Below are 22,844 nucleotides of genomic sequence, written 5' to 3'. Positions count from 1 at the left end.
TCCCGTGTGGCGCACTTTGAGATGAAAATAAAGCAATATTTTTCACATGGCATTAAGCATCAGAAATGCTGCTGGCACAAGGGAGATTCGTTCGAGACAGCCTTGACCGATATCAATACGGGGAGGTTCAGTCCCAGCGGCGCGTCCGGTACAGCTCGGCGGCGAAGTCGACGAAGGCCCGTACCTTCGGCGACAGGTGGCGGTTTTGCGGATACAGCGCGTACAGTTCGCGCGGCGCGATGGCGTAGTCGGGCAGTACCCGCACCAGCCCGCCGCCCGCCAGTTCGTCGCGGACGATGAACGCGGCGGCGGCCGCGATGCCCAGCCCGCCGACGGCGGCCGCGCACAGGGCGATGCCGGTGTTGGCCTGCAGATTGCCCTGTACGCTGACGTGGTGGGCCGCGCCGTCCGGCCCGGTAAAGTCCCAATCGCGCGGTTGCGCCGCCAGGGTGTAGCTCAGGCAGTTGTGCGCCAACAGCTCTTGCGGCGTGCGCGGCGCGCCGTGCCGCTCAAGGTAGGCCGGCGCCGCCACCAGCGCCACGCCGCTGCTGGCCAGGCGGCGCGCGATCAGCGTCGAGTCGGGCAGCTTGCTCGTCAGCCGCAGGGCGACGTCGAAGCCGTCCTCGATCAGGTCGACGATGCGGTCGTTGCACACCAGGTCGATGCGCAGTTCGGGGTAACGGGCGAGAAATTGCGGCAGCCAGTGCGCCAGTTCCAACGCGCCGAAGGCCATCGGCGCGTTGATGCGCAGGCTGCCGGCGGGGCGCGCCTGCTGCTCGGCGGCGGCGCGGTCGGCGGCGTCGAGCGCGTCGAGGATCTGCCGGCTGGCGTCGTAGTAGCGTTGGCCCGCCTCGGTCAGCGCGAAGCGGCGCGTGGTACGGTTCAGCAGTTGCGCGCCGAGGTGGGCTTCCAGGTGGCTGACATGGCGCGACACCGCCGTGTGCGACACGCCCAGCGCCGCGCCGGCCTTGGTGAAGCTGCCCAGTTCGACGACGCGGCGCAGGGCGCGCAGCGCCGCCAGTTGGTCCACGCTTTAGCTAAAGCGTGCGCCGTCGATGGCGAAGCCCTTGATGAACTCGGCCGCCGGTAGGCGCTTGCCGCCCGGCTTTTGCAGTTCGGTCAGGCGCAGCGAGCCGGCGCCGCAGGCCACCACGATGCCGTGCTGGGCGTCGGCCGCCAGCACCTGGCCGGGGGCCTCGGCGCTGTCGGCTTCCATCGCCTCGGCGGCCCACAGTTTAATGGTGACGCCGTCGACTTGCGCGGTGGCGCCGGGGAAGGGATTGAAGGCGCGGATTTTCAGGCCCAGCTCCAGCGCCGGCAGGGCGAAGTCGAGCGCCGCCTCGTCCTTGCTGATCTTGGCGGCGTAGGTGACGCCGGCCTCCGGCTGCGGCACCGCCTCCAGCGCGCCTTGCTCCATCTTGCGCAGCGCGGCGACGATCATCCTGCCGCCGAGCGCGGCCAGCGTGTCGTGCAGCGTGCCGGTGTTGTCCTGCGCGGCGATGGTGACGCGCTCGATCGCCAGCATCGGCCCGGTGTCCAGGCCTTCCTCCATTTGCATGATGGTCACGCCGGTCTCGTCGTCGCCGGCCTCGATGGCGCGGTGGATCGGCGCGGCGCCGCGCCAGCGCGGCAGCAGCGAGCCGTGGATGTTGACGCAGGGCCGGATGTCGAGCGTGCTGCGCGGCAGGATCAGGCCGTAGGCGGCCACCACCATGACGTCGTAGTCGGCCGCCAGCAGGCGCTGGTGCGCCGCCTGCGCCTCGGCCGCGCGCTGCGGATCCTTGCTGTCCTGGCGCAGCGACAGCGGTTGCAGCACCTCGATGCCATGGCGCTGCGCCAGTTGCTTGACGGCCGAGGCGTGCAGTTGCATGCCGCGTCCGGCCGGGCGGTCGGGCTGGGTCAACACCAGCGGCACCTCGAAACCGGCTTCGAGCAGCGACTGGAGCGCGACGGCGGCGAATTCCGGCGTGCCTGCAAAGATCACTTTCATAGTACTCCTTGGCTTGTGGCGCGCGGGCGCCACCTTACTTGCGGGCGCCCGCGCGGGCCGCCCGGTGACCGGACAATCAGTAGCGGCGCCCTTGCGCGCGCAGCGACGCCTCGCGTTCCAGGCCGCGGATTTCCTTGACCATCTTGGCCTTGATGCGGTTGCGCTTGAGCGGCGACAGGTAGTCGACGAAGACCTTGCCCAGCAAATGGTCCATCTCGTGCTGGATGCAGACGGCCAGCAGGCCGTCGGCGCTGACTTCGAAGGGCTGGCCCTGCAAGTCGAGCGCGCGCACCTTGACCTGGGCGTGGCGGTTGACGCCGTCGTACACGCCGGGCACCGACAGGCAGCCTTCGTCGTAGACTTCCATCTCCGGGCTGGCCCAGGTGATTTCGGGGTTGATGAACACCTGCAAGGCGTCCTTGGTTTCGGTGACGTCGATGATCAGCAGTTGCTGGTGCACGTCGACCTGCGACGCGGCCAGGCCGACGCCGGGCGCGTCGTACATGGTTTCGGCCATGTCGGCCACCAGTTGCGCCAGGCGGGCGTCGAACACGCTGACGGGTTTGGCGACCGTGTGCAGGCGCGGGTCGGGATAGCGGAGAATATTAAGTATGGACATACGAGTTCGGTTGGGCTGGGTGGGTTAAATTGGTGCTGCTTGCGCTAACGGGCCTGGCGACATAATCTTGCGTGAACCAAAACGCAACAGCCGCCGGGGTGGCCGCAGCGCGGTTTTTCTTGCTAGTTCAAGGTTTTATGGGCAGAATTTGATTCAGTTCGGCAAGCCTTATCGTCGATAGGGTAGCGTATTTCCTGGCAGCGCCGGCTCGGACGCGCTTCGGTTTCATGGCGATGCCGCACTTTACGGCGCACTTTACGGACCTATTAATGGAAAATTTTAGCACAGTCGGGACGCGCCTTGTGTTTGCCGCGCTTTTTGCGGGCGGCGCGGCCAACCAGGCCGCCGCGGCCACTTGCGAATTTTTGCCGAACGCGCCGGACCAGCACGAGGTCGTCAAAGGCGACACGCTGTGGGGTATTTCCGGCAAATTCCTCGAGCATCCCTGGTGCTGGGGCCAGGTCTGGGGCATGAACCGCGAGGAAATCCGCAATCCGCACTGGATTTATCCGGGCCAGATCGTCTACCTGGACCGCGCCGCCGGGCGCCTGCGGCTGGGCCGGCTGGTCGGCGACAGCGGCGGCGCCGGCCAGCCGGGCGACACCCGCCTGTCGCCGCAGTTGCGGGTCGAGGGCCTGGGCAAGGACGCGGTGGCGTCGATCCCCTCGGGCGTCATCGAGCCCTTCCTGAGCCAGCCCCTGATCGTCGAACCGGACGAGCTGAACGGGGCGCCGCGCATCATCGCCACGCAAGAGAACCATTTATTCCTGGGCAAGGACGACAAGGCCTATGTGCGCGGCGACCTGCAGGGCGGCACCTCGTTCCAGGTGTTCCGTCCCGGCAAGCCGCTGAAGGACCCGGACACCGAGAAGGTCATCGGCTACGAGGCCTTCTACCTCGGCACGGTGATGCTGCGCGCCGAGGCCAAGCCCGGCAGCGAGGTGCACACCTTTGTCGTCGCCAGCGCCAACCAGGAGATGGGCAGCGGCGACCAGTTGCTGCAGGCGCCGCCCACGCCGATGCGCAACTACGTGCCGCACCCGCCCGAGCGGCAGGTCAACGCGCGCGTGATGTCGGTCTACGGCGGCGTCAACTACGCCGGCCAGAGCCAGATCGTCAGCGTTAATCGCGGCTCGCTTGACGGGCTCGACATCGGCTCCGTGCTGCAGCTGTACCATAACGGCAAGACGGTGAGCGACACGACCGGCGCCAAAGGCTGGCACGGCATGGGCAAACCGGAGGTCAAGCTGCCCGACGAGCAATACGGCAGCCTGTTTGTTTTCCGCGTCTTCAAGCATATCGCGTATGGCTTGATCATGCAGGTCACCGAGCCGGTGCAAGTCGGCGACGTCGCCACCTCACCGGAGTAACGCCGCCGTGCCAGCCACGGACACCCCGCCCCCCGAACCCGCCGACGACCTGCTGCACTGGCTGCGGCTGCAGGACGTGGCGGGCGTCGGTCCGGTGACGGCGCGCCAACTGCTGGCCCGCTTCGGCCTGCCGGGGCAGATTTTCGCCGCCAGCCACGCCGCCTTGCGCGAGGTGGTCGGCGCGGCCGGCGCCGCGGCGCTGCTGGCGCCGCCGCCGGACGGGCTGGCGCGCCGCCACGACGCCGTGCTGGCGTGGCTGGCGGCGCCCGGCAACGCCGTGCTGACGCTGGCCGACGCCGCCTATCCACGCAGCCTGCTCGACATCGCCGATCCGCCGCTGCTGCTGTACGCCAAGGGCCGCTGCGCGTTGCTGGCGCGCGCGGCGCTGGCGGTGGTGGGCGCGCGCAGCGCCAGCGCGCAGGGCGTGGCCAACGCCGGCCGTTTTTCCCACGCGCTCAGCGAGGCGGGCCTGACCATCGTCTCGGGATTGGCCCTGGGCATCGACACCGCCGCCCACGAGGGCGGCCTGCGCGGGGCCGGCTCGACCGTCGCCGTGATCGGCACCGGCGCCGACCTGGTATACCCGCCGGCCAACCGGACGCTGTCGCAGCGCATCGGCGAGCGCGGCTGTATCGTCAGCGAATACCCGCTGGGCTGGCCGGCGGCGCCGACCAACTTCCCGCGCCGCAACCGCCTGATCAGCGGCCTGTCGCTGGGCGTGCTGGTGGTCGAGGCGGCGGCGCGCTCCGGTTCGCTGATCACGGCGCGCCTGGCCGGCGAACAGGGCCGCGACGTCTTCGCCATTCCCGGCTCGATCCACGCGACGTTGGCGAAGGGCTGCCACAAGCTGATCAAGCAGGGCGCCAAGCTGGTCGAGACGGCGGCCGACGTGCTCGACGAGCTGAAGTTGCCGCTGCCGCCCGGGCCGGCGCCGGCGCACCGGCCCGGCGCCGGCCCGGCGCGCCACGCCGCGCTGCTGGCGGCGCTGGGTTTCGACCCTGCCGACGCCGACACGCTGGCCGCGCGCGCCGGCCTCGACGCCGCCGCCGTCGTCGGCCAGTTGCTCGAACTGGAACTGGCCGGCCTGGTCGAGCGCCTGCCCGGCGGCACCTTCCAGCGCACCGTGCTCTAATTAGATAGCGCGCTTTGCGCAGGTCGGCTCAGGCCCGACTGGCGTCGGCGGCGGCGGCCCGGCGTCGGATGACGCTGCGCTCATCCGGCCTACGCTACGCGAACGTGCGCGCGCTTGCCCTTGTGCCGCAAGGAGCTTAACTGATAGAGTAGAGCCATGTTCGACATCCTAGTTTATCTCTACGAGACTTATTACCGTCCCGACGCCTGCCCTGAACCGGCCGCGTTGGCGAAGAAACTGTCGGCCGTCGGTTTCGACGACGAGGAGATTTCCGAGGCGCTGGACTGGTTGACCGACCTCAATGCCATGGCCGGCGCCGCGCTGTCGCTGACGACCGAGTCGACCGGCACCCGCTTCTACGTGGCCGAGGAGAGCGAGGCGCTGGGCACGGCGGCAATCGGCTTCATCCAGTTCCTCGAAAGCGCCAAGGTGCTCAGCTCGCAGCAACGCGAAATCGTCATCGAGCGCGCGCTGGCGCTGGACGAGGCGCCGGTGTCGCTGGGCAAGCTGAAGGTGATCGTGCTGATGCTCTTGTGGAGCCAGGGCAAGGAGCCGGACGCGCTGATGTTCGACGACCTGTTCGGCGGCGACGACGAGCAGGCGGCGCCGCGTTTGCTGCACTGAGGAATTACACCCTGTTTGCCCGTTGCCGCCGGCGTGCCGGCGCGGGCGCAGCCACACCGCCATCAAACCGTATCGATTCCCGCAACACTTGTCGGCGTACCCGCCGCAGCCCCGGCGCGGCCCTTGCGGATTTGTCGGCAACGCGCTTATCATTGGCCGCTTGACAATACTATTCCATAGACAGTGCCGGGTAGACAAACGCGCTGGCGCCTTCGATGCACTGTATGATGCGCTTGCTGAACCAACCCTAGAGCAATTTTCGAGACCACATATATGACCAAAACCCTCATCATCGCCGAGAAGCCTTCTGTCGCGAACGATATCGCGAAGACGCTTGGCGGCTTTACCAAGCACGATGAGTACTTTGAATCGGACGAATACGTGCTGTCGTCGGCCGTCGGCCATCTGCTGGAAATCGCCGTGCCCGAAGAGCACGACGTCAAGCGCGGCAAATGGAGCTTCGCCCACCTGCCGATGATTCCGCCGTACTTCGCGCTGAACCCGATCGCCAAAACCGAGGCGCGCCTCAAAGTATTGAACCGGTTGATCAAACGCAAAGACGTGACGACCCTCATCAACGCCTGCGATGCCGGGCGCGAAGGCGAGCTGATTTTCCGCCTGATCGCGCAAAACGCCAAGGCCAAGCAACCGGTCAAGCGCCTGTGGCTGCAGTCGATGACGCCGGGCGCGATCCGCGACGGCTTCAGCAACCTGCGCAGCGACGAGGACATGCTGCCGCTGGCCGACGCCGCGCGCTGCCGTTCGGAAGCCGATTGGTTGATCGGCATCAACGGTACCCGCGCGATGACCGCGTTCAACTCGAAAGAGGGCGGCTTCTACCTGACCACCGTCGGCCGGGTGCAGACGCCGACGCTGTCGATCGTCGTCGAGCGCGAAGAGAAGATCAAGAAATTCGTCTCGCGCGACTTCTGGGAGGTGCGCGCCGAGTTCGTCTGCGCGGCCGGCATCTACGAGGGCCGCTGGCTCGACACCGCCTTCAAGAAGGACGAGAACGACCCTGAAAAGCGCGCCGAGCGCCTGTGGAGCAAGACCGCCGCCGATTCGATCGCCACCGCCTGCCGCGGCCGCCAGGGCAACGTCACCGAGGAATCCAAGCCGACCACCTCGATGGCGCCCGGCCTGTTCGACCTGACTAGCCTGCAGCGCGAGGCCAACTCGCGCTTCGGCTTCTCGGCCAAGAACACGCTCGGCCTGGCCCAGGCGCTGTATGAAAAGCACAAGGTGCTGACCTACCCGCGTACCGATTCGCGCCACCTGCCGGAAGACTACATCCCGACCGTGGTGCAGGCGCTCGAAACGGTGATGGAGAACAACAACTACCACCAGTTCGCCAAGCAGATCATCGACAAGGGCTGGGTCAAGCCGAACAAGCGCATCTTCGACAACACCAAGATCTCGGATCACTTCGCGATCATCCCGACGACCATCGCGCCGAAGAACCTGTCCGAGCCGGAGCAGAAGCTGTACGACCTGGTGACGCGCCGCTTCATGGCGGTGTTCTTCCCGCCGGCCGAGTTCCAGGTCACCACCCGCTACACCGAAGTGAGCGGCCACCAGTTCAAAACCGAGGGCAAGGTCATGACCAACCCGGGTTGGCTGGCGATCTACGGCAAGGAAGCGTCGACCGACGAGGACAAGGAAGCGAACGGCAACGGCAACCTGGTGCCGGTGGCCAAGGGCGAGAAGGTGCACACCGACAAGGTCGGCGCCAACGCCCTGGTGACCAAGCCGCCGGCGCGCTACACCGAGGCGACGTTGCTGTCGGCCATGGAGGGCGCCGGCAAGCTGATCGACGACGACGAGTTGCGCGACGCCATGGCCGGCAAGGGCCTGGGCACGCCGGCGACGCGCGCGGCCACCATCGAGGGCTTGCTGACCGAGCGCTACCTGATCCGCGAAGGGCGCGAGCTGATCCCGACCGCCAAGGCGTCGCAGCTGATGACCTTGCTGCGCGGCCTCGGCGTCAACGAGTTGACCGCGCCGGAATTGACCGGCGAGTGGGAATACAAGCTGTCGCAGATGGAAAAGGGCAAGATCTCGCGCGACGAGTTCATGCGTGAAATCGCCCAGATGACGCAAATCATCGTCAAGCGCGCCAAGGAATACGACAACGACACCATTCCCGGCGACTACACGACGATGACGACGGCGTGCCCGAACTGCGGCAGCGTGGTGAAGGAAAACTACCGCCGCTTTGCCTGCACCAAGTGCGACTTCTCGATGAGCAAGACGCCGGGCAGCCGCCAGTTCGAAATCGCCGAGGTCGAGGAACTGCTGGAGAAGCGCACCATCGGCCCGCTGCAGGGCTTCCGCTCGAAGATGGGGCGGCCGTTCGCGGCGATCCTGCGCATCGTGCGCGACGAGGACATCAGCAACTTCAAACTGGAGTTCGACTTCGGCCAGAACGACGACGACGAGAACGCCGAGCCGGTCGACTTTACCGGCCAGACCGCGCTGGGGCCGTGCCCGAAATGCGCCGCCAACGTCTACGAGATGGGCCTGGCGTACGTATGCGAGCACAGCATGGCGAAACCGAAGACCTGCGATTTCCGCAGCGGCCGCATCATCTTGCAGCAGGAAATCCTGCCCGAGCAAATGGTCAAGCTGCTCAACGACGGCAAGACCGATTTGATGCCCGGCTTCATCTCGCAGCGCACCCGCCGTCCGTTCAAGGCCTTCCTGGTCAAGGGCAAGGACGGCAAGATCAGCTTCGAATTCGAAGAGCGCAAAGCCAAGGCGCCGGCCAAGGGCAAGGCGGCCGCGGTCGCCGACCCGGTCGACGGCGCCGAGGGTGAAGACGGCGCGCCGGCCAAGGCAACGGTGAAAAAAGCCGCCGCCGCCAAGGCGCCGGCCAAAAAAGCCGCGGTCAAAAAGCCGGCGGTGAAAAAAGCCGCGGTGAAAAAAGCCCCGGCCAAGAAAGCCGCCACGGTCGAATAAACGGCGTTGGCGCAAACAAAAACGGCGACGGCACCCAGGTGCCGCCGCCGTTTTTTTTCGCCGTTTTAGCGGGCCGATACGGCCAGAAAAGCCGGCGGCAACGAGCCTTCGGCGTCGGCCCCCCCGGTCACGCTTGGCGGGCGCTCAATCGAGGAAGTCGGAGTACTCTTTCTGGGCGTAGCCGGCGACCCGGCTCCACGGCAATGCGCGGCTCAGGCTGGCCAGCGGCTTGGCGTCGACCCGGCGGTAAAAGGTGTTGGCCTTGTCGCCGCTTTCGATGGTCAAGGCGATCTGCCGCTGCTCGTCCCACAGCACGCGCTGGTACACGCCGTTTTTCTCGACTTCGTGCCAGCGCGCGCCGGCCACGCTGGAGGCTTGCTTCGACAAGGGCATGGCGGACACCAGTGTCGGGTTCGCCAGATAGAAACTGTTGTCCCAGGAACCGTCGAAATCGACGTTGTCGTAGTCGCTGGCGGGAACCGCGATCAGTTCCCGCTTGGGGGCGTCGATGAATTCCAGGCGCACCTGGTTCTTCTCCAGCATGACGTGGCGCGGCGTCAGCACGTGGTTGAATTCCTTGTGCTCGTGTTGCGCGGGCTTGAACCCGACCTTCTTGCCGAGCGGCGCGGCGGCCGCCTTGGGCAGCACGCGCTCGATCCAGACGTGGCCCGGGCGGCGCAGCATGCTTTCCTCGTAGCGGCTCTCGCGCGTGACGCCTTCCGCTGTTTGCGCGCGGCTGTAGTACTGGATGGTCAGGTCGAGGTCGGGCGCCGGGGCGGCCGCTTGGGCGAGGGCGCTCAGCAAGGCGCCGGCGAGGAGGAGGGTAGGCGATTTCATGTGTGGTCTTTTTCGTGTGCGTTAAGCCAGCGTGTGGTCGGTCGGATGAGCGGGACGCGTCATCCGACCATGTTGGCCAAAGCGGGCCGCGCCGCTCCGGGCCAACGTGGTCGGGCTAACCCGAGCTACATTTCTTAGAGGCCGAACGCGGACTTGAGCAGGCTGAACACTTTGGTGTTGTCCAGCGTGCCTTTGAAGCTTTTCGCGCCGGCGCCGGTGGCCAGCAGTTTCACGTCGCCGCCGCCGTGGGTTTCGCTCGACAGGCGCACGCCGGTTTCCTGCAGGTAGTCGTTGCCCAGCGCGGTGGCGCTGTCGACGCTGGTGCGCAGGTTGGGACGGTTCGGGCCGTTGCCGAACACCAGGGTGGTGTAGCTGTTGCCGTCGGCGTCCAGGCTCGGTTTGCCGTCCTTGTAGTTGCGGTTGATGTCGAGGATGGGGTTGCCGCGCTTGCCGTAGCCGTTGAACGCCAGCGTGTGGTCGTGGTCGGCGGTGACGACGATGAGCGTGTTGGCCAGCGTCGGGTCGCTTTGCCTGGCCTTGTCCAGCGCCGCCTTGATGGCGTCGTCGAAGGCGACGGTGTCGGTCAGCGCGCGCTTGGCGTTGGTGCCGTGCAACGCGTGGTCGATGCGGCCGCCCTCGACCATCAGGAAGTAACCCTTGCCGTTGCCGGACAACAGGTCCATCGCCTTGACCGTCATCTCGGCCAGGCTGGGCTGGTTCGCCCCTTCGCCCTTCGGCGGCGTGGCGCCGCGGTCCAGCTCATACTCCAGGTGGCTCTTGCTGCTGTACAGGCCGATGAACTTCTTGTTGTTCGGCGCCGCCGCCATTTGCGCCTTGGTCGCGGCCACCGTGTAGCCCTTGGCCGCCAGTTCGGCCAGCAGGTCGCGTCCGTCGGCGCGGCCTTTGCTGTTGCTTGCCGCCGCGAACGGCGTGAAGTGGTTGCGGCCGCCGCCCATCAGCACGTCGACGCCGTCGGCCAGCGCGGCGTTGTAGCCGGCGCCGCCCGGCACCACCTGCGCGGCGATGGCGTACTGCGCGTTGCGGTTGCAAATGTGCGAGAACGTCGCCGCCGGGGTCGCGTGGGTCAGTTCGGTGGTGGTGATCGCGCCGACCGCCTTGCCGCTGGCCTTGGCCAGTTCGAGGATGGTGGCGGCGGCCTTGCCGTTGCCGGCGGCGCAGTTGTTGACGCCGAGGTTGCCGTTGGCGTCCCTGCCCGGGTCCGTGGCGACGGTGTCGGCCGACATCGAGACCACTTCATTGTTCATTTTGACGCCGGTCATGTAGGCGGCCATCGATGGCGCGCTGTCGGTGGTCTGGGCGTCGTTCGAGTAGGTCTTGATGCGCGCGGTGCGCTCCAGCTTGTCCATGGCCAGGCTGCCGTCTTCACCGTACTGGTAAATGCGCGCGGCGGTCACGGTGGTCGGACCCATGCCGTCGCCGAGGAAGAAGATGACGTTCTTGGCGTCGGCGGCGCAGGCGCCGTTGGCGAACAGCGCGGCCAGGGCGGCGCCCAGCAGGGTGTGGTTCAGGGTAGGTTTCATCTTGGATATCCCGTTCTTGATGCGTTTTTGACGCGTTTTTTTGACGATTACAGGCCGGCGGCGTTTTTTACCAGGCCGAATACTTTGGTGTTGTCGATGGTGCCGAGGAAGCTGTCGGCGCCCTTGCCGACGGCGCCCAGGAAGACGTCGGCGCCGCCGTGGGTTTCGCCGCCGACCGCCGTACGGACCACCGCTTCCTGGTGGTAGGCGTTGGCGCCGGTAACGCTGTCGTCCAGGCCCGCCAAGCTGGCGCGGCTGGCCTGCGTGCGGTTTTCGCCGTTACCGAAACCGATGATCGAGTACGGCGCGCCGTCGGCGTCCTTGACGGCGACGCCGGTGACGTAGTCCTTCACCAGGCCCAGCACGCCCGGCTTGCCGGCTTCGGTTTTGCCGGTGCGCTTGGCGTAGCCGTTCAGCGCCAGCGTGTGGTCGTGGTCGGCGGTGACGACGATCAGCGTGTTGGCCAGCGTCGGGTCGCTGAGTTTCGCCTTGGCGATGGCGGCCTTGATGGCGTTGTCGAAGGCGACGGTGTCTTGCAGCGCCTTCTTGGCGGTGGTTTCATGCAGCGCGTGGTCGATGCGGCCGCCCTCGACCATCAGGAAGTAGCCCTTCTTGTTTTTCGCCAGCACGTCCATCGCCTTGGTGGTCATGTCGGCCAGGCTTGGTTCCTTGGCGGCGTCGCGGTCCAGGTCGTAGCTCATGTGGCTGGACGTGAACAGGCCGAACAGGCGCTCGGTCTTGCCGGCGTCGAGCGCGTTGAATTCGCTCGCGTTGGCGGCCACCGTGTAGTTTTTCGCCTTCATTTCGGCGACCAGGTCGCGGCCGTCGGCGCGCTTGCCGCCGTCCTTGAACGGCGTGAAAAACTGCTTGCCGCCGCCCAGCACGACGTCCAGGCCGGTCGCGCCCAGCGCGCTGTTGTAGCCGGCGCCGCCCGGCACCATGGCCGTGGCGATGTCGTTTTCCAGGTCGCGGTGGCAGATGTGCGAATAGGTCGCCGCCGGCGTGGCGTGGGTGACGCGGGTGGTCGTGACGACGCCGGCCGACAGGCCCTTGGCCTTGGCCAGTTCCAGCAGCGTGGTGGCGGGCTTGCCGTTGGCGGCGCCGCAGTTGTTGCCCAGCTTGTTGCCGTTGGCGTCGGCGATCGGGTCGACCGCCTTGGTGTCCTGCGACATCGACAGCACTTCATTGTTCATCTTGACGCCGGTCATATAGGCCGACATCGACGGCGCGCTGTCGGTCACTTGGGCGTCGTTCGAGAAGGTTTTGACGAAGGCCGTTTCCGGCAGCGTGTCCATGGTCAGTTCGCCGTCTTCGCCGACGGCGTAGATGCGCGCGGCGGTCATGGTGGTCATACCCATGCCGTCGCCGAGGAAGAAAATGACGTTCTTGGGCGCTTCCGCGACTACCTCGGTTTCCTTCTTGGTATCGCTGCCGCAGGCGGCCAGCATCATGGTGATAGCGACGCTGAGTCCAGCGGCGGTGAGGTGTCTGCGTGTCATGTGCTTGATCCGGGCTGTGAAAAGCTGCGAATGTAGCAAGACTTTATGACGCGCTGATGACCAGGGGGCCGACCACCGGTTGCCGCGAAAAATCCGCTACCGGGCCGCCGTTCGGCCTAAGCCGACCTACACCTTCACGCTTGCATTCATCCGAATGAAGCAATTAACCATTGCACTTTCCCCCGTATTTCATCCGGATTAAGCAACGTAAGATGCGTTCATTCCAATCACATCGCAAAGGTCTCTATCATGTTCAAGCCAAGCACCCTGTTCGCCGCACTGGCCGCCGCTGCCGTTGTCTCCGTGGCCCCGGCCTCGGCCGCCGCGCCGGCGCCACTCAAGCTGGAAGTGTTCAATCCGGGCGAGGCGGCGATCTTCCCGGTGGCCTCAGTGCTGGTAAGCGGCAAGACCGACGCGGTCTTGATCGACGCCCAGTTCTCCCGCGGCGAAGCGCTCAAACTGGTCGAGCAGATCCGCGCCAGCGGCAAGAAGCTGACCACGGTCTATATCAGCCACGGCGACCCTGACTTCTACTTCGGCCTGGACGTCGTCAAGGCGGCCTTCCCCGAAGCCAAGATTGTCGCGACGCCGCAGACCATCGCCGCGATGGAAAAGAAAGCCACGGCCAAGGTCGCTTATTGGGGGCCGATCCTGAAGCAGAACGCGCCGCGGGGCATCGTCATGCCGGAACCGTTGCAAGGCAACGAGATTACGCTGGAAGGGCAGACACTGACGATCTCGGGTCCGTCGCCGGAGCGTAGCTACGTATGGATTCCTTCGATCAAAGCGGTAGTCGGCGGCGTGGTGCTGTTCAACGACCTGCACGTGTGGAGCGCCGACACGCAGAGCGCGCAGTCGCGCCAGGACTGGCTCGGCACGCTGGCCGGCATCGCCGCGCTAAAGCCCGTGACGGTGGTGCCCGGCCACTTCAAGGTGGGCGCCGCGCTGACACCGCAGAGCATCGCCTACACCCGCGACTATCTGGTGCGCTTCGAGGCGGCCACCGCCAAGGCCGCCAACTCGGCCGAGTTGATCGCCGACATGAAGCGGCAGTATCCGGACGCCGGCCTGGACGCGGCGCTGAGCACCAGCGCCAAGGTCGCCAAGGGCGAAATGAAGTGGTAGCGACAGCGGCGGCGCCCACAGCGACACCGCACTACACCTTCGGCCAGCTGCGCTGTGCCGCAGATAGTTAAAAGACCAAGCGTGCCGCGCCGCGACGCACGGCCTTTTATTTTGTCATTTGTAAAAGCTATCGAGTGCATATAAGTAATTGGCTTTACCTTTGCCTCCGTACTGCTTAGTATCCTTATATCCGAATGACAACAACGAAGGAACAAGCCATGAGTCAGAAACCGCCAATCAGCACCGCATCGGGCATTCCCGTCGCCGACAACCAGAATTCGATCAGCGCGGGTCCGCGCGGCCCGTTGTTGTTGCAGGATTTCCACCTGATCGAGAAACTCCAGCATTTCAACCGCGAGCGCATCCCGGAGCGCGTGGTCCACGCCAAAGGCTCGGGCGCCTACGGCACCTTCACCGTCACCCACGACATTAGCGGCTACACCAAGGCCAAATTGTTCAGCGAAGTGGGCAAGCAGACCGCGACCTTCGCGCGCTTCTCCACCGTCGGCGGCGAGCGCGGCAGCGCCGACACCGAACGCGACCCGCGCGGCTTCGCGCTGCGTTTCTACACCGAAGAAGGCAACTGGGACCTGGTCGGCAACAACACGCCGATGTTCTTCATCAAGGACCCGATCAAATTCCCCGACTTCGTGCATACCCAGAAGCGCGACCCGCAATCGAACCTGAAGTCGGCCAACATGATGTTCGACTTCTGGAGCAAGGCGCCGGAAAGCCTGCACCAGGTGACGATGCTGTTCTCCGACCGCGGCACGCCGGACGGCTTCCGCCACATGGACGGCTTCGGCAGCCACACCTACAGCCTGATCAACGACAGGGGCGAACGCGTCTACGTCAAGTGGCACTTCAAGACCCGCCAGGGCATCAAGAACCTGAGCGCGAAAGAGGCCGGGCGCCTGGCCGGCGACGACCCGGACTACGCCCAGCGCGACCTGTTCGGCGCCATCGGCAAGGGCGACTTTCCGCGCTGGGACGTCAAGCTGCAAGTGGCCACCGAGGCCCAGTTGGCCGAGTGGGAGGCGCGCACCGGCTGGAACCCTTTCGACCTGACCAAGGTTTGGCCGCACGGCGACTTCCCTTTGAAACCGGTCGGCGTGTTCGAACTGAACCGCAATCCCGACAACTACCACGCCGAAGTCGAGCAGGCGGCGTTTTCGCCTTCCAACGCGGTGCCGGGCATGGGGTACTCGCCGGATAAAATGCTGCAGGGGCGTTTGTTCGCCTACCACGACGCCGCGCTGCACCGGGTCGGCACCAACCACCAGCACCTGCCGGTGAACGCGGCGCGCTGCCCGTTCCACAACCAGCAGCGCGACGGCGCGATGGCGATCCACAACGGCGGCGCCGCGCCCAACTACGCGACGCTGGAAGCGGCCGGCAGCAATCCTGTCGGGCTGGGCCACGGCGAGCCGACGCTGGCGCTGGAAGGCGGCGCCGCCCGCTACGACGGCCGCGGCGTGGAAGACGACTTCACCCAGGCCGGCAACCTGTTCCGCGTACTGACGCAGCAGGGCAGGCAGAACCTGTTCGACAACCTGGCCGGGCCGCTGAGCCAGGTCGACGCCGACATCCTGCAGCGCCAGTTGGGACATTTCGACAAGGCCGACCCGGCCTACGGCGCCGGCGTGCGCGCGGCCTTGAGCGCGCGTAACGCGATGTAAGCGAGGCCTTCCCCGCCGGGTGGTGTGCTGCGTTTCAAGCAACGGGGTCGCCGGCGCGCTGTTTTCTACTGCGCCGGCGGCGTCGCGTCGATCGGCGTGGCGCGATACTGCGCAATCGACCCCAGCGCGCGCATCCCCTCCACCAGCGACGGCCATGGCTGCGCCCACACCTGCGGGTAAATACACTCGCCTTCATACTGCACCGGATAGGCCAAGTTCTCCACGCCGGGCGTAAATTGGCAGTCCATGCCGGGCTTGCTGTTGCCGCGCGCGTCGCAGCGATACCAGCCGCTGCCCTCCAGCCACACCGCGACGAAGCCGTGGGTGCAATGCGGCGGGTTGGGGCCGCTCAGCGTCAGGCGCTGGTAGCACAATCCGGCCGCGATGCCGTTGGCGCGCAGCAGGGCCACCAGCAGGTGGCTCTTCGCCGTGCACAGCCCGGTGCCGACGGCCAGCGCCTGCGACGCCGTCAGCGTGACCTCGTCGCGTTGGTAGTCGATGCTGTGCTCGATCTGGTCGCGCACCCAGTCGAAGCAGCGCTTGGCGCTCGCTGGCGGCGTGTCGGCGCGCAGGCTGCGCGCCAAGTCTTGAATTGCCGCGTCGCGATAGTCGATGATGTCGCTGGCGGCGAGGAAGGGGGTCAGGTCGGGCTGGATGGCGGTCACGCGTGGCTCCTTGAAGTGGAAGGACAATTATGGCCGAATTGAACCTGTTTTTAAATAGGCAAGTGAGAGGGGATGTTTCAGCGTTTCAGACGCGCGCCTTGCGCGGGCGCAAACCTGCGGCCGTCTATCTGATGTTGCCAGGTATACATAATGCCCATCCTTGCGTAGACTCACCAGATGGCCGTCATTGCAATGTTCTGCTATCAGCGAACGGGCTGCAATGCGGATGACCCAGCTTGTGGCGCCGCTACCCGATGCGGCGCCGGACGATACGAGGCAAACTGATATGAACATGGCGTCTTTAACCGTGTACGGCGACGACCGTATGCTCCAGGCGATCCGCGAGGCGCTGCCGACGGAACCGGCCAGCGATTGGCTCAAGGGCGATGCGCGCGGCAACGGCCGCATCCACCTCGACTCGGGTTTTACGGTCGACATTATCGCGGTCGGCAGCCCGGATCTGCTGCTCGAGCCGATCCGCGCCTACCTGGCCGAGTGCGGCTCGCGCGGGATTTCGTTTACCGAGTCGCGCATTGTGGCCGAGTTGAAGATCGGCCTGGACGGCGGCGCCGCGCTGCCGGCGCCGGCCAGCTTCGATCTCTCGCTGGACGACTTGAACATGCTGGCGGAAATGGGCGTTTGCCTGAGCCTGACGGCGCGGCCGCACGCCTGACGACAGCAACGGCGTCACCCCGGGGTCAAAGCTTCAGGTCTGACCGCGGTTTTTTGCCGTTGTTTTCAAGCTACTGCTTGAACTCGACGCCGATCATGTTGTCGTCCGGCTTGCGGTCGATGAGTTTGTTGTCCGGATCGATGCCGGCCCTGGCCGGTTTGCCGCTCACCACGAGCGTGTACGTGCTCTCCTTTTGCGCGATCAGTTTGCGTTCGCGCAGCAGGCTGTTGCCGTCCTTGTCGTCAACGCCGATGTCGACCAGGTCCTTCAGCGGCGCGTCTCGTTCCTCGCCCAGTTCACCGGCCCGCACCTTGGTCGCGTGCACCTTCAGCGTCACCTCGTACTTGCCGTCGGCACGCTTGCGCGCGCTCGCCGCCAGCGCGTGGTTCTCGTACAGCACGATGGACTCGAACAGGTCGTCGATCAGGTAGGCCTGCGCCGGCGGCGTCACCCGGCGCAACGCCTCAATCAGCGTCGTCACGCTCGGATACGGCGGCCCGGCCAGCGCGTGGCGCGCCAGCAGGGTGCGCAGCGCGCCGTTGACCTTGTCTTCGCCGACGATGTCCTGCAGCAGGTACAGCGCCAGGCTGCCCTTGTGGTAGTGGATGTAGTTCTGGTCTTCGTTCTCGGCCAGCGGCAGCTCCTTCTTGTTTTCCTCGGCGCGCCCCATCAAATACTGGTGCAGGTCGTAACGCAGGAAGCGCCGCATCTTGTGCGGGCCGAAGCTTTTCTGCATGACCATCAGCGCCGAATACTCGGCCAGCGTTTCGCTGAGCACGCTGGCGCCGCGCGTGTTGCCGGCCACCAGCTGGTGGCCCCACCACTGGTGCGCGAGCTCGTGCGCCGTCACGTAGTACGGGTAATCGATGTCCTTCGGGTTGTTGTCGTCGACCTTGGCAATAAAACCCAGCCCCTCCGAGAGCGCGATGGTGGCGGGGAAGGACTGCGCCAATTTGGCGTAGCGCGGGAGCTCGACCACGCGCACCTGCTTGTGCTGGTAGGGGCCGAAGTGCTTGCTGTAGTACTCCAGCGCGTCGCGCACGCCGCCGGTGATGCGCTCGAGGTTGTATTCGTGGCCGGGGTGGTGGTAGACGTCGATGGCGACGTCCTGCCAGCGCTCGTGGCGCACCGCGTAGCGGCCCGACTGGAAGGCGTAGAAGTTGAGGATAGGCTGGTCCATCTTGTAGTGGTAGTAGTGGCGGCCCTTGTCGATCCACTCGTTTTCCAGCGTGCCCGGGGCGATGGCGATCTGGTCCGGGCTGGTGCTGACGGTGGCCTCGAAGCTGATCCAGTCGGCGTCGCTGGCCAGGGTGTTGTCGGCCAGGCCGCGCGGATCGTTGCGCGCCAGCGCGCGCTCCTGCGCCGGCAGGCCGTGGCGCTTGCGGTCGCGCGGGTCGCGCAGTTCGAGCCGGCGCTGGTAGCCGATGTGCGGCAGCACGGCGTTGCTGACGAAGCTGCCGTTGCCGACCACCGGCGTGTCCTGGCCCAGGCCGAGCGCGCCGCGCGGGGCGAATTCAAGGTCGAATTCAAGCGCCAGCGTGGCGCCCGGCGCCAGCGGCTTGAGCAGCTTGAAGCTGTAAAATCCCAGGCGCTTGTCGCTCAGGCCGGTGTGCACCGGCGTGTCGAAGCGCAGCGCGCGGATGGCCGCTCCGGTGTCTTGCTGGATGAAGACGTCGCTGATCGGCACGCCGCTCTTGTTGTGCAACTGGTAGCGGCCCTTGGCGAACAGGGTGCGCTGTTCCGGCAACATGTCGAGCTCCAGCTTGACGGCGGTGATGCGCGGCTGCGCCGCCGCGGCGAAGCGCTGGTACTGCCGCTCGTAGCTGGCGTGGTCGGCGTCGCGCTGGTACGCCGACTTGACGTCGTTGAGCACGTGCTGGCTGTAGTACAGCAGCGCGCCGGTGCCGACGAAGACGGCCAGGCCCAGGCCGAGCGCGCGCAGCACCGGCCCGGTCAGCGCGTGGCGCGCCAGTTGCAGGCGGATGCGCCAGTCGGCGTCGGCGCCGCGCGGCCAAAACACCAGGGCCAGCACGCTCAGCACCAACGCCGCGCCGGACCAGTACAACTGATACCAGCGCTCGCGCAGCAGGAAGTGGCCGTCGCCGTTCATGGCCGAGTAGACGTAGCCGGGCGTGCTGGCATACAGGATCAGCGGGTCGCCCAGGCCGAGCGTGCCGAAGGTGAGGGTGGCGGCGTAGTACAGGATCATCGCGAAGAAGGCGACGAATTTGTGGTTGATGATACTCTGCAGGGCGATCGCCAGCACCGCCACCAGCGCGTAGCCGGGCAGTTGCACCAAAAACAGTTGCTGTAGATAGAGGCCGGGGTCGAGCAGGAAGTAGCCGTTGGCGATCTGGATCGACATGCCGCAGAGCATCACGGCGACCAGCAGCAGCGCCTGCACGGCGATCAGCGCGAACAGTTTCGACAGCAGCGCCAGCCAGCTGGGGACGGGCAGCGCGTCGAACATCTGGGCGATGCGGCTTTCGCGCTCGCGCCAGACCAGCTCGCCGGCGTAGAAGGTGGTGATGACCAGCATGAACAGGGCGAAGGCGCCGCTGACCACTTCCAGCACCCGTTCCGTCACCGGATAGCTGCTGGCGCCGCAGATGGCGTCCATGTCGAGCGCGTTGGCGTACATGGCCAGCACGCCGGCCAGCACGATGACGGCGAAGTAGATGTTCTTGACGGTTTCGCGCAGGTTCAGCCAGCTCAGTTGCAGCAGCAGCGGGGCCAGCTTGCGCTGCTGGAAATCGGGCGGCTCCCGGGTGCGCGCCGGCGTCGCCGTCGGGCCCGGCGCCGGCTCGGCGGCGACGCGCGGGCCGTGGCCGGCGTCGAAGGTGGCGCTGAACTGGAAGCGCCGGTAGCCCAGCATCAGCGCGGCCAGCGCGAACGAGGACCAGAGCAGGCGGTTGCTCAGGTAGACGCCCTCCGGCAGCACCAGGCGCAGGTTGCGCTCGGCCACCGGCCAATACTCGGTCAGGCGGATCACCGCGGTGGTGCCGAACGGGTCGATCAGCGCGGCCAGCGTCTTGTAGTCGAGGTCGCGCGCCAGCGACGGCGCCACCAGGTAGCCGATCAGCATCACGACGCTGCTGATATACACCGGCAGCATGCGCCGCGTCAGCGCCGCCAGGATAAAGAAGATGGCGCCGAAAATGAACAGGTTCGGCAGCAGCGTGAAGGCGTAGGGGATCAGGTAGGCGGCCAGGCGCTGCGGCCCCAGCCGGTCGGGTTCGATGCCGGGCACGTAGGTGCCCAGCCAGGCGCCCAGCACGATGCTGGAGAACACCACCGCCAGCACCAGGTAGGCGCCGAGGAAGCGGCCGAAGATGTACTGGCGCTTCTTGATCGGCGCGCTGAAGAAGAAGTGCTGCATGTCGTACTCGACGTCCTCCTGCACCGAGCGGCCCATCATGGCCGCCACCACCACCACGCCGAAGCAGCCGAGGAAGCTGCAGGTGAGGGCGATGCTGCGCGAGGAGTTGAGCGCGACCTTGCTGCCGAAGCTGACGTAGGCTTCCTTGAAGACGCCGCCGGCGGCGGCCATCCACAGCACCGCCAGCAGCAGGAAGACGACGAAATAAAACCAGGTCGACAGCCGCGTCAGCCGCTGGCGCGCTTCGAACAGGGCGATCGCAAGCATGCGCGGCCCTTAGCAATTGGCCGCGGCGCGGTGGCGCCCGGCAATGGTGGCGAAGTAGACGTCTTCGAGGTCGCCGATGGCCTCCTCGAAGCCGTCGCCCGGGTCGTCGTCGCTGTAGACGTGGATCAGGGTGCGGCCCGACAGCAGCCGCGTCGAGATGACGGCGTGGCGCTGCTGGAAGCTGGCCAGCTCCTTCTTGTCGACGAAGCGCGCCCAGATTTTGCAGCTGACGTCGTCGATGAGTTGCTGGGTCTGGCCGCACAGCAGCAGGTGGCCCTTGTTGATGATGGCCATGTTGGCGCACAGGTCGGCGACGTCGCTGACGATGTGGGTCGACAGCAGCACGGTCTTGTCGTCGCCGATGTCGGAGAGCAGGTTGTGGAAGCGCACCCGCTCCTGCGGGTCGAGGCCGGCGGTGGGTTCGTCGACGATGATCAGTTGCGGGTCGCCCAGCAGCGCCTGGGCGATGCCGAAGCGCTGGCGCATGCCGCCGGAAAAACCGCCCAGGCGCTGGTGGCGCACGTCGAACAGATTGGTTTGCTGCAGCAGGGCGTCGACGACCTCGCGCCGCCGCGCCCGGTTCGACAGGCCCTTGAGCACGGCGAAGTGGTCGAGCAGCTCGTAGGCCGTCACCTTCGGATACAGGCCGAAGTCCTGCGGCAGGTAGCCGAGCAGGCGGCGGATCTCGTCCTTGTCGTCGAGCACGTCAAGCTCGCCGAAAAACACCGAGCCGGCGTCGCACTCCTGCAGCGTGGCCAGGGTGCGGATCAGCGTCGACTTGCCGGCGCCGTTCGGGCCGAGCAGGCCGAACATGCCGCTGGGTATCGTCAGCGAAATATTGTCGAGCGCCACGACGCCGTTGCTGTAAGTCTTAGACAGGTTGCGGATCTGTAATTGCATGCCATTCCTCACTTATGCGTGCCGGCGCCGGCGCCAGCGCCATCCTGGCCTCTATTATGGTGGCATTGTATTCAATTGGGGCCATGGCGGGCGTGTCCGTGCGATATTCGGCGTATTCGGCCGCCCAGAGTGCGCGAACGCGGCCGCCGGGCGCGCGCCGTTGGCCGGCGGCGGGGGCGCCGCGATGCCCTATAATCAGCTTTTCACACCAAAACAGACACATGCCATGGCAGCGAACCAGTACCACCACCCCTTGGATCGTTTGATTATCGGCGCCGACAGGGCGCTGCGCGTCATCGCCGGCGTCGCCTCGGCGTCGCGGCCGACCCCGGCGGTGCACGCGCCGGACGCGGCGCTGGACCAGGCCGAGCAGCGCCACGCCGCCGGCCTGATGCGTGTAAACCACGTCGGCGAAGTGTGCGCGCAGGCGCTGTACAACTCGCAGGCGCGGCACGCCGGCAGCGACGCCATGCGCGCGCAGTTCGCGCAGGCGGGCAGGGACGAGGAAGACCACCTGGCCTGGACGGCGCAGCGGCTGGCCGAGCTGGGATCGCAGCCCAGCCTGCTCAATCCGCTCTGGTACGCCGGCGCCTACGCGCTCGGCACCGTGGCGGCGCGGCTGGGCGACGCGCGCAGCCTCGGCTTCGTCGTCGAAACCGAGCGCCAGGTTGAACAGCACCTGGCCAGCCACCTGGAGAAATTGCCGGCGCAGGACGCCAAATCGCGCGCCATCGTCGAACAAATGCGCGTCGACGAAATCGAGCACGGCGCCAAGGCCGAGGCGCTGGGCGCGGCGCAGGTGCCGGCGCCGGTCAAGGCGCTGATGGCGCTGATGGGCAAAGTGATGACAAAGACCGCGTACTACCTCTAGCGACGGCGGGATTGTGTGGGTCGGGTTAGCCCGGCAGGGCGCCCGCCTCGGCGGCCCCCGCGTCCGGCCTACGCCACGCTAACGTGGCGTTTAGCCTTCGACAATCTCAAACGAATGCGTCATCTCGGCGGTTTTCGCCAGCATGATGGACGCAGAGCAATACTTATCATGCGACAGCGCGACCGCGCGTTCGACGCCGCCCGGCTTCAAATTCTTGCCGGTGACGGTGAAATGGAAATGAATCTTGGTAAACACCTTCGGCTCGGTCTCGGCGCGTTCGGCCTTCAGCGTCACCTCGCAGCCGCGCACGTCCTCGCGCCCGCGCTTGAGGATCAGCACCACGTCATAGGCGGTGCAACCGCCGGTGCCGAGCAACACCATTTCCATCGGCCGCGGCGCCAGATTATGGCCGCCGCCGTCGGGCGCGCCATCCATCGTCACCAGATGACCGGAGCCGGTTTGTGCCAAAAAACTCATGCCCGACGGGCCGTTCCAGCTAACTTTGCATTCCATGGTTCTCTCCGATAAATAAGCGCCCTATATTGTAAGGGAGGAACGCAAACGGCGTGCCGCCGCACCCCCGAAGGTGGTGGTTGACGCGGACGGGCGAGATCGCTTATACTTGTCGGCTTTCCGTTCGCTCAGGAAAAGTAGATAAGGCAGAGTCCGCAAGAAGTTGATGTTGGCGGAACCACCATTTGAGCGTGTAATCTTT

The 22,844-nt window shown here is 66.1% G+C and carries 18 protein-coding genes; 8 read left to right on the top strand and 10 right to left on the bottom strand.

The window, feature by feature from the left end; all coding sequences use genetic code 11:
* Positions 1-127: 127 nt before the first annotated feature.
* The 3 genes from JANGC3_RS0116515 to def all read right to left on the bottom strand — a co-directional run bounded on the left by JANGC3_RS0116515 (position 128) and on the right by def (position 2,609).
* The gene (locus tag JANGC3_RS0116515) at positions 128-1,030 is read right to left on the bottom strand and encodes a LysR family transcriptional regulator (RefSeq protein WP_017877603.1); all 903 of its coding nucleotides are present in this window, start codon (positions 1,028-1,030) and stop codon (positions 128-130) included.
* Between the two features lie 3 nt (positions 1,031-1,033).
* Complete coding sequence (gene fmt / locus JANGC3_RS0116510; protein ID WP_026133084.1) at positions 1,034-1,990, bottom strand: methionyl-tRNA formyltransferase; 957 nt, start codon at positions 1,988-1,990, stop codon at positions 1,034-1,036.
* Between the two features lie 76 nt (positions 1,991-2,066).
* A complete protein-coding gene (gene def / locus JANGC3_RS0116505) occupies positions 2,067-2,609 on the bottom strand; it encodes a peptide deformylase (RefSeq protein WP_017877601.1) in 543 nt (180 codons plus the stop codon).
* 269 nt (positions 2,610-2,878) lie between these two features.
* On the opposite strand from def, the gene JANGC3_RS0116500 reads away from it, so the two are divergent.
* The 4 genes from JANGC3_RS0116500 (at position 2,879) to JANGC3_RS0116485 (ending at position 8,693) form a co-directional block, all read left to right on the top strand.
* Positions 2,879-3,979, top strand: coding sequence for a LysM peptidoglycan-binding domain-containing protein (locus JANGC3_RS0116500; protein ID WP_026133083.1), 1,101 nt, complete (start codon positions 2,879-2,881; stop codon positions 3,977-3,979).
* A gap of 7 nt (positions 3,980-3,986) precedes the next feature.
* Complete coding sequence (gene dprA, locus JANGC3_RS0116495) at positions 3,987-5,111, top strand: DNA-processing protein DprA (protein ID WP_017877599.1); 1,125 nt, start codon at positions 3,987-3,989, stop codon at positions 5,109-5,111.
* A gap of 156 nt (positions 5,112-5,267) precedes the next feature.
* Positions 5,268-5,735 carry a DUF494 family protein gene (locus tag JANGC3_RS0116490; RefSeq protein WP_026133082.1) on the top strand — a complete coding sequence of 156 codons (468 nt, stop codon included), beginning with the start codon at positions 5,268-5,270 and terminating at the stop codon, positions 5,733-5,735.
* A 273-nt stretch (positions 5,736-6,008) separates the two neighbouring features.
* Positions 6,009-8,693 (top strand): DNA topoisomerase III, encoded by a 2,685-nt coding sequence (locus JANGC3_RS0116485; protein ID WP_017877597.1) that lies wholly within the window; start codon positions 6,009-6,011, stop codon positions 8,691-8,693.
* A 144-nt stretch (positions 8,694-8,837) separates the two neighbouring features.
* On the opposite strand, the gene JANGC3_RS0116480 is transcribed toward JANGC3_RS0116485, so the two are convergent.
* From JANGC3_RS0116480 to JANGC3_RS0116470, 3 genes are all read right to left on the bottom strand, one after another.
* Entirely contained in the window at positions 8,838-9,530 is a 693-nt protein-coding gene (locus JANGC3_RS0116480) for a hypothetical protein (RefSeq protein WP_026133081.1), read from the bottom strand.
* 134 nt (positions 9,531-9,664) lie between these two features.
* On the bottom strand, positions 9,665-11,071 hold the full coding sequence (locus tag JANGC3_RS0116475) for an alkaline phosphatase (RefSeq protein WP_017877595.1): 1,407 nt from the start codon (positions 11,069-11,071) through the stop codon (positions 9,665-9,667).
* Positions 11,072-11,118: 47 nt separating this feature from the next.
* The gene (locus tag JANGC3_RS0116470; protein WP_035787769.1) at positions 11,119-12,570 is read right to left on the bottom strand and encodes an alkaline phosphatase; all 1,452 of its coding nucleotides are present in this window, start codon (positions 12,568-12,570) and stop codon (positions 11,119-11,121) included.
* A 249-nt stretch (positions 12,571-12,819) separates the two neighbouring features.
* Here JANGC3_RS0116470 and JANGC3_RS0116465 point away from each other — a divergent pair, with 249 nt between their 5' ends.
* Together JANGC3_RS0116465 and JANGC3_RS0116460 are read left to right on the top strand one after the other, a co-directional pair.
* A complete protein-coding gene (locus tag JANGC3_RS0116465; protein ID WP_017877593.1) occupies positions 12,820-13,695 on the top strand; it encodes an MBL fold metallo-hydrolase in 876 nt (291 codons plus the stop codon).
* Positions 13,696-13,913: 218 nt separating this feature from the next.
* Positions 13,914-15,374, top strand: a complete 1,461-nt coding sequence (locus tag JANGC3_RS0116460; protein WP_017877592.1) for a catalase — start codon at positions 13,914-13,916, stop codon at positions 15,372-15,374.
* 65 nt (positions 15,375-15,439) lie between these two features.
* Here JANGC3_RS0116460 and JANGC3_RS0116455 read toward each other — a convergent pair whose 3' ends face one another.
* The gene (locus tag JANGC3_RS0116455; RefSeq protein ID WP_026133080.1) at positions 15,440-16,039 is read right to left on the bottom strand and encodes a transglutaminase-like domain-containing protein; all 600 of its coding nucleotides are present in this window, start codon (positions 16,037-16,039) and stop codon (positions 15,440-15,442) included.
* A 292-nt stretch (positions 16,040-16,331) separates the two neighbouring features.
* Here JANGC3_RS0116455 and JANGC3_RS0116450 point away from each other — a divergent pair, with 292 nt between their 5' ends.
* Complete coding sequence (locus tag JANGC3_RS0116450; RefSeq protein WP_232429719.1) at positions 16,332-16,712, top strand: hypothetical protein; 381 nt, start codon at positions 16,332-16,334, stop codon at positions 16,710-16,712.
* Between the two features lie 70 nt (positions 16,713-16,782).
* On the opposite strand, the gene JANGC3_RS0116445 is transcribed toward JANGC3_RS0116450, so the two are convergent.
* Together JANGC3_RS0116445 and JANGC3_RS0116440 are read right to left on the bottom strand one after the other, a co-directional pair.
* Positions 16,783-20,358, bottom strand: coding sequence for a M1 family aminopeptidase (locus tag JANGC3_RS0116445; protein WP_017877589.1), 3,576 nt, complete (start codon positions 20,356-20,358; stop codon positions 16,783-16,785).
* Positions 20,359-20,367: 9 nt separating this feature from the next.
* Positions 20,368-21,258 carry an ABC transporter ATP-binding protein gene (locus JANGC3_RS0116440; protein ID WP_017877588.1) on the bottom strand — a complete coding sequence of 297 codons (891 nt, stop codon included), beginning with the start codon at positions 21,256-21,258 and terminating at the stop codon, positions 20,368-20,370.
* A gap of 226 nt (positions 21,259-21,484) precedes the next feature.
* Between JANGC3_RS0116440 and coq7 the strand changes: the two genes are divergently transcribed.
* Positions 21,485-22,129, top strand: a complete 645-nt coding sequence (gene coq7, locus JANGC3_RS0116435) for a 2-polyprenyl-3-methyl-6-methoxy-1,4-benzoquinone monooxygenase (protein ID WP_035787766.1) — start codon at positions 21,485-21,487, stop codon at positions 22,127-22,129.
* Between the two features lie 90 nt (positions 22,130-22,219).
* Here the strand turns inward: coq7 and JANGC3_RS0116430 are convergent, their stop codons facing one another.
* Positions 22,220-22,642 carry an OsmC family protein gene (locus tag JANGC3_RS0116430; protein WP_017877586.1) on the bottom strand — a complete coding sequence of 141 codons (423 nt, stop codon included), beginning with the start codon at positions 22,640-22,642 and terminating at the stop codon, positions 22,220-22,222.
* Positions 22,643-22,844 lie beyond the last annotated feature (202 nt).

This window comes from Janthinobacterium sp. CG3, from assembly GCF_000344615.1.
Taxonomy (GTDB): domain Bacteria; phylum Pseudomonadota; class Gammaproteobacteria; order Burkholderiales; family Burkholderiaceae_D; genus Janthinobacterium.
This window is presented reverse-complemented; position numbering and strand designations above follow the sequence as displayed.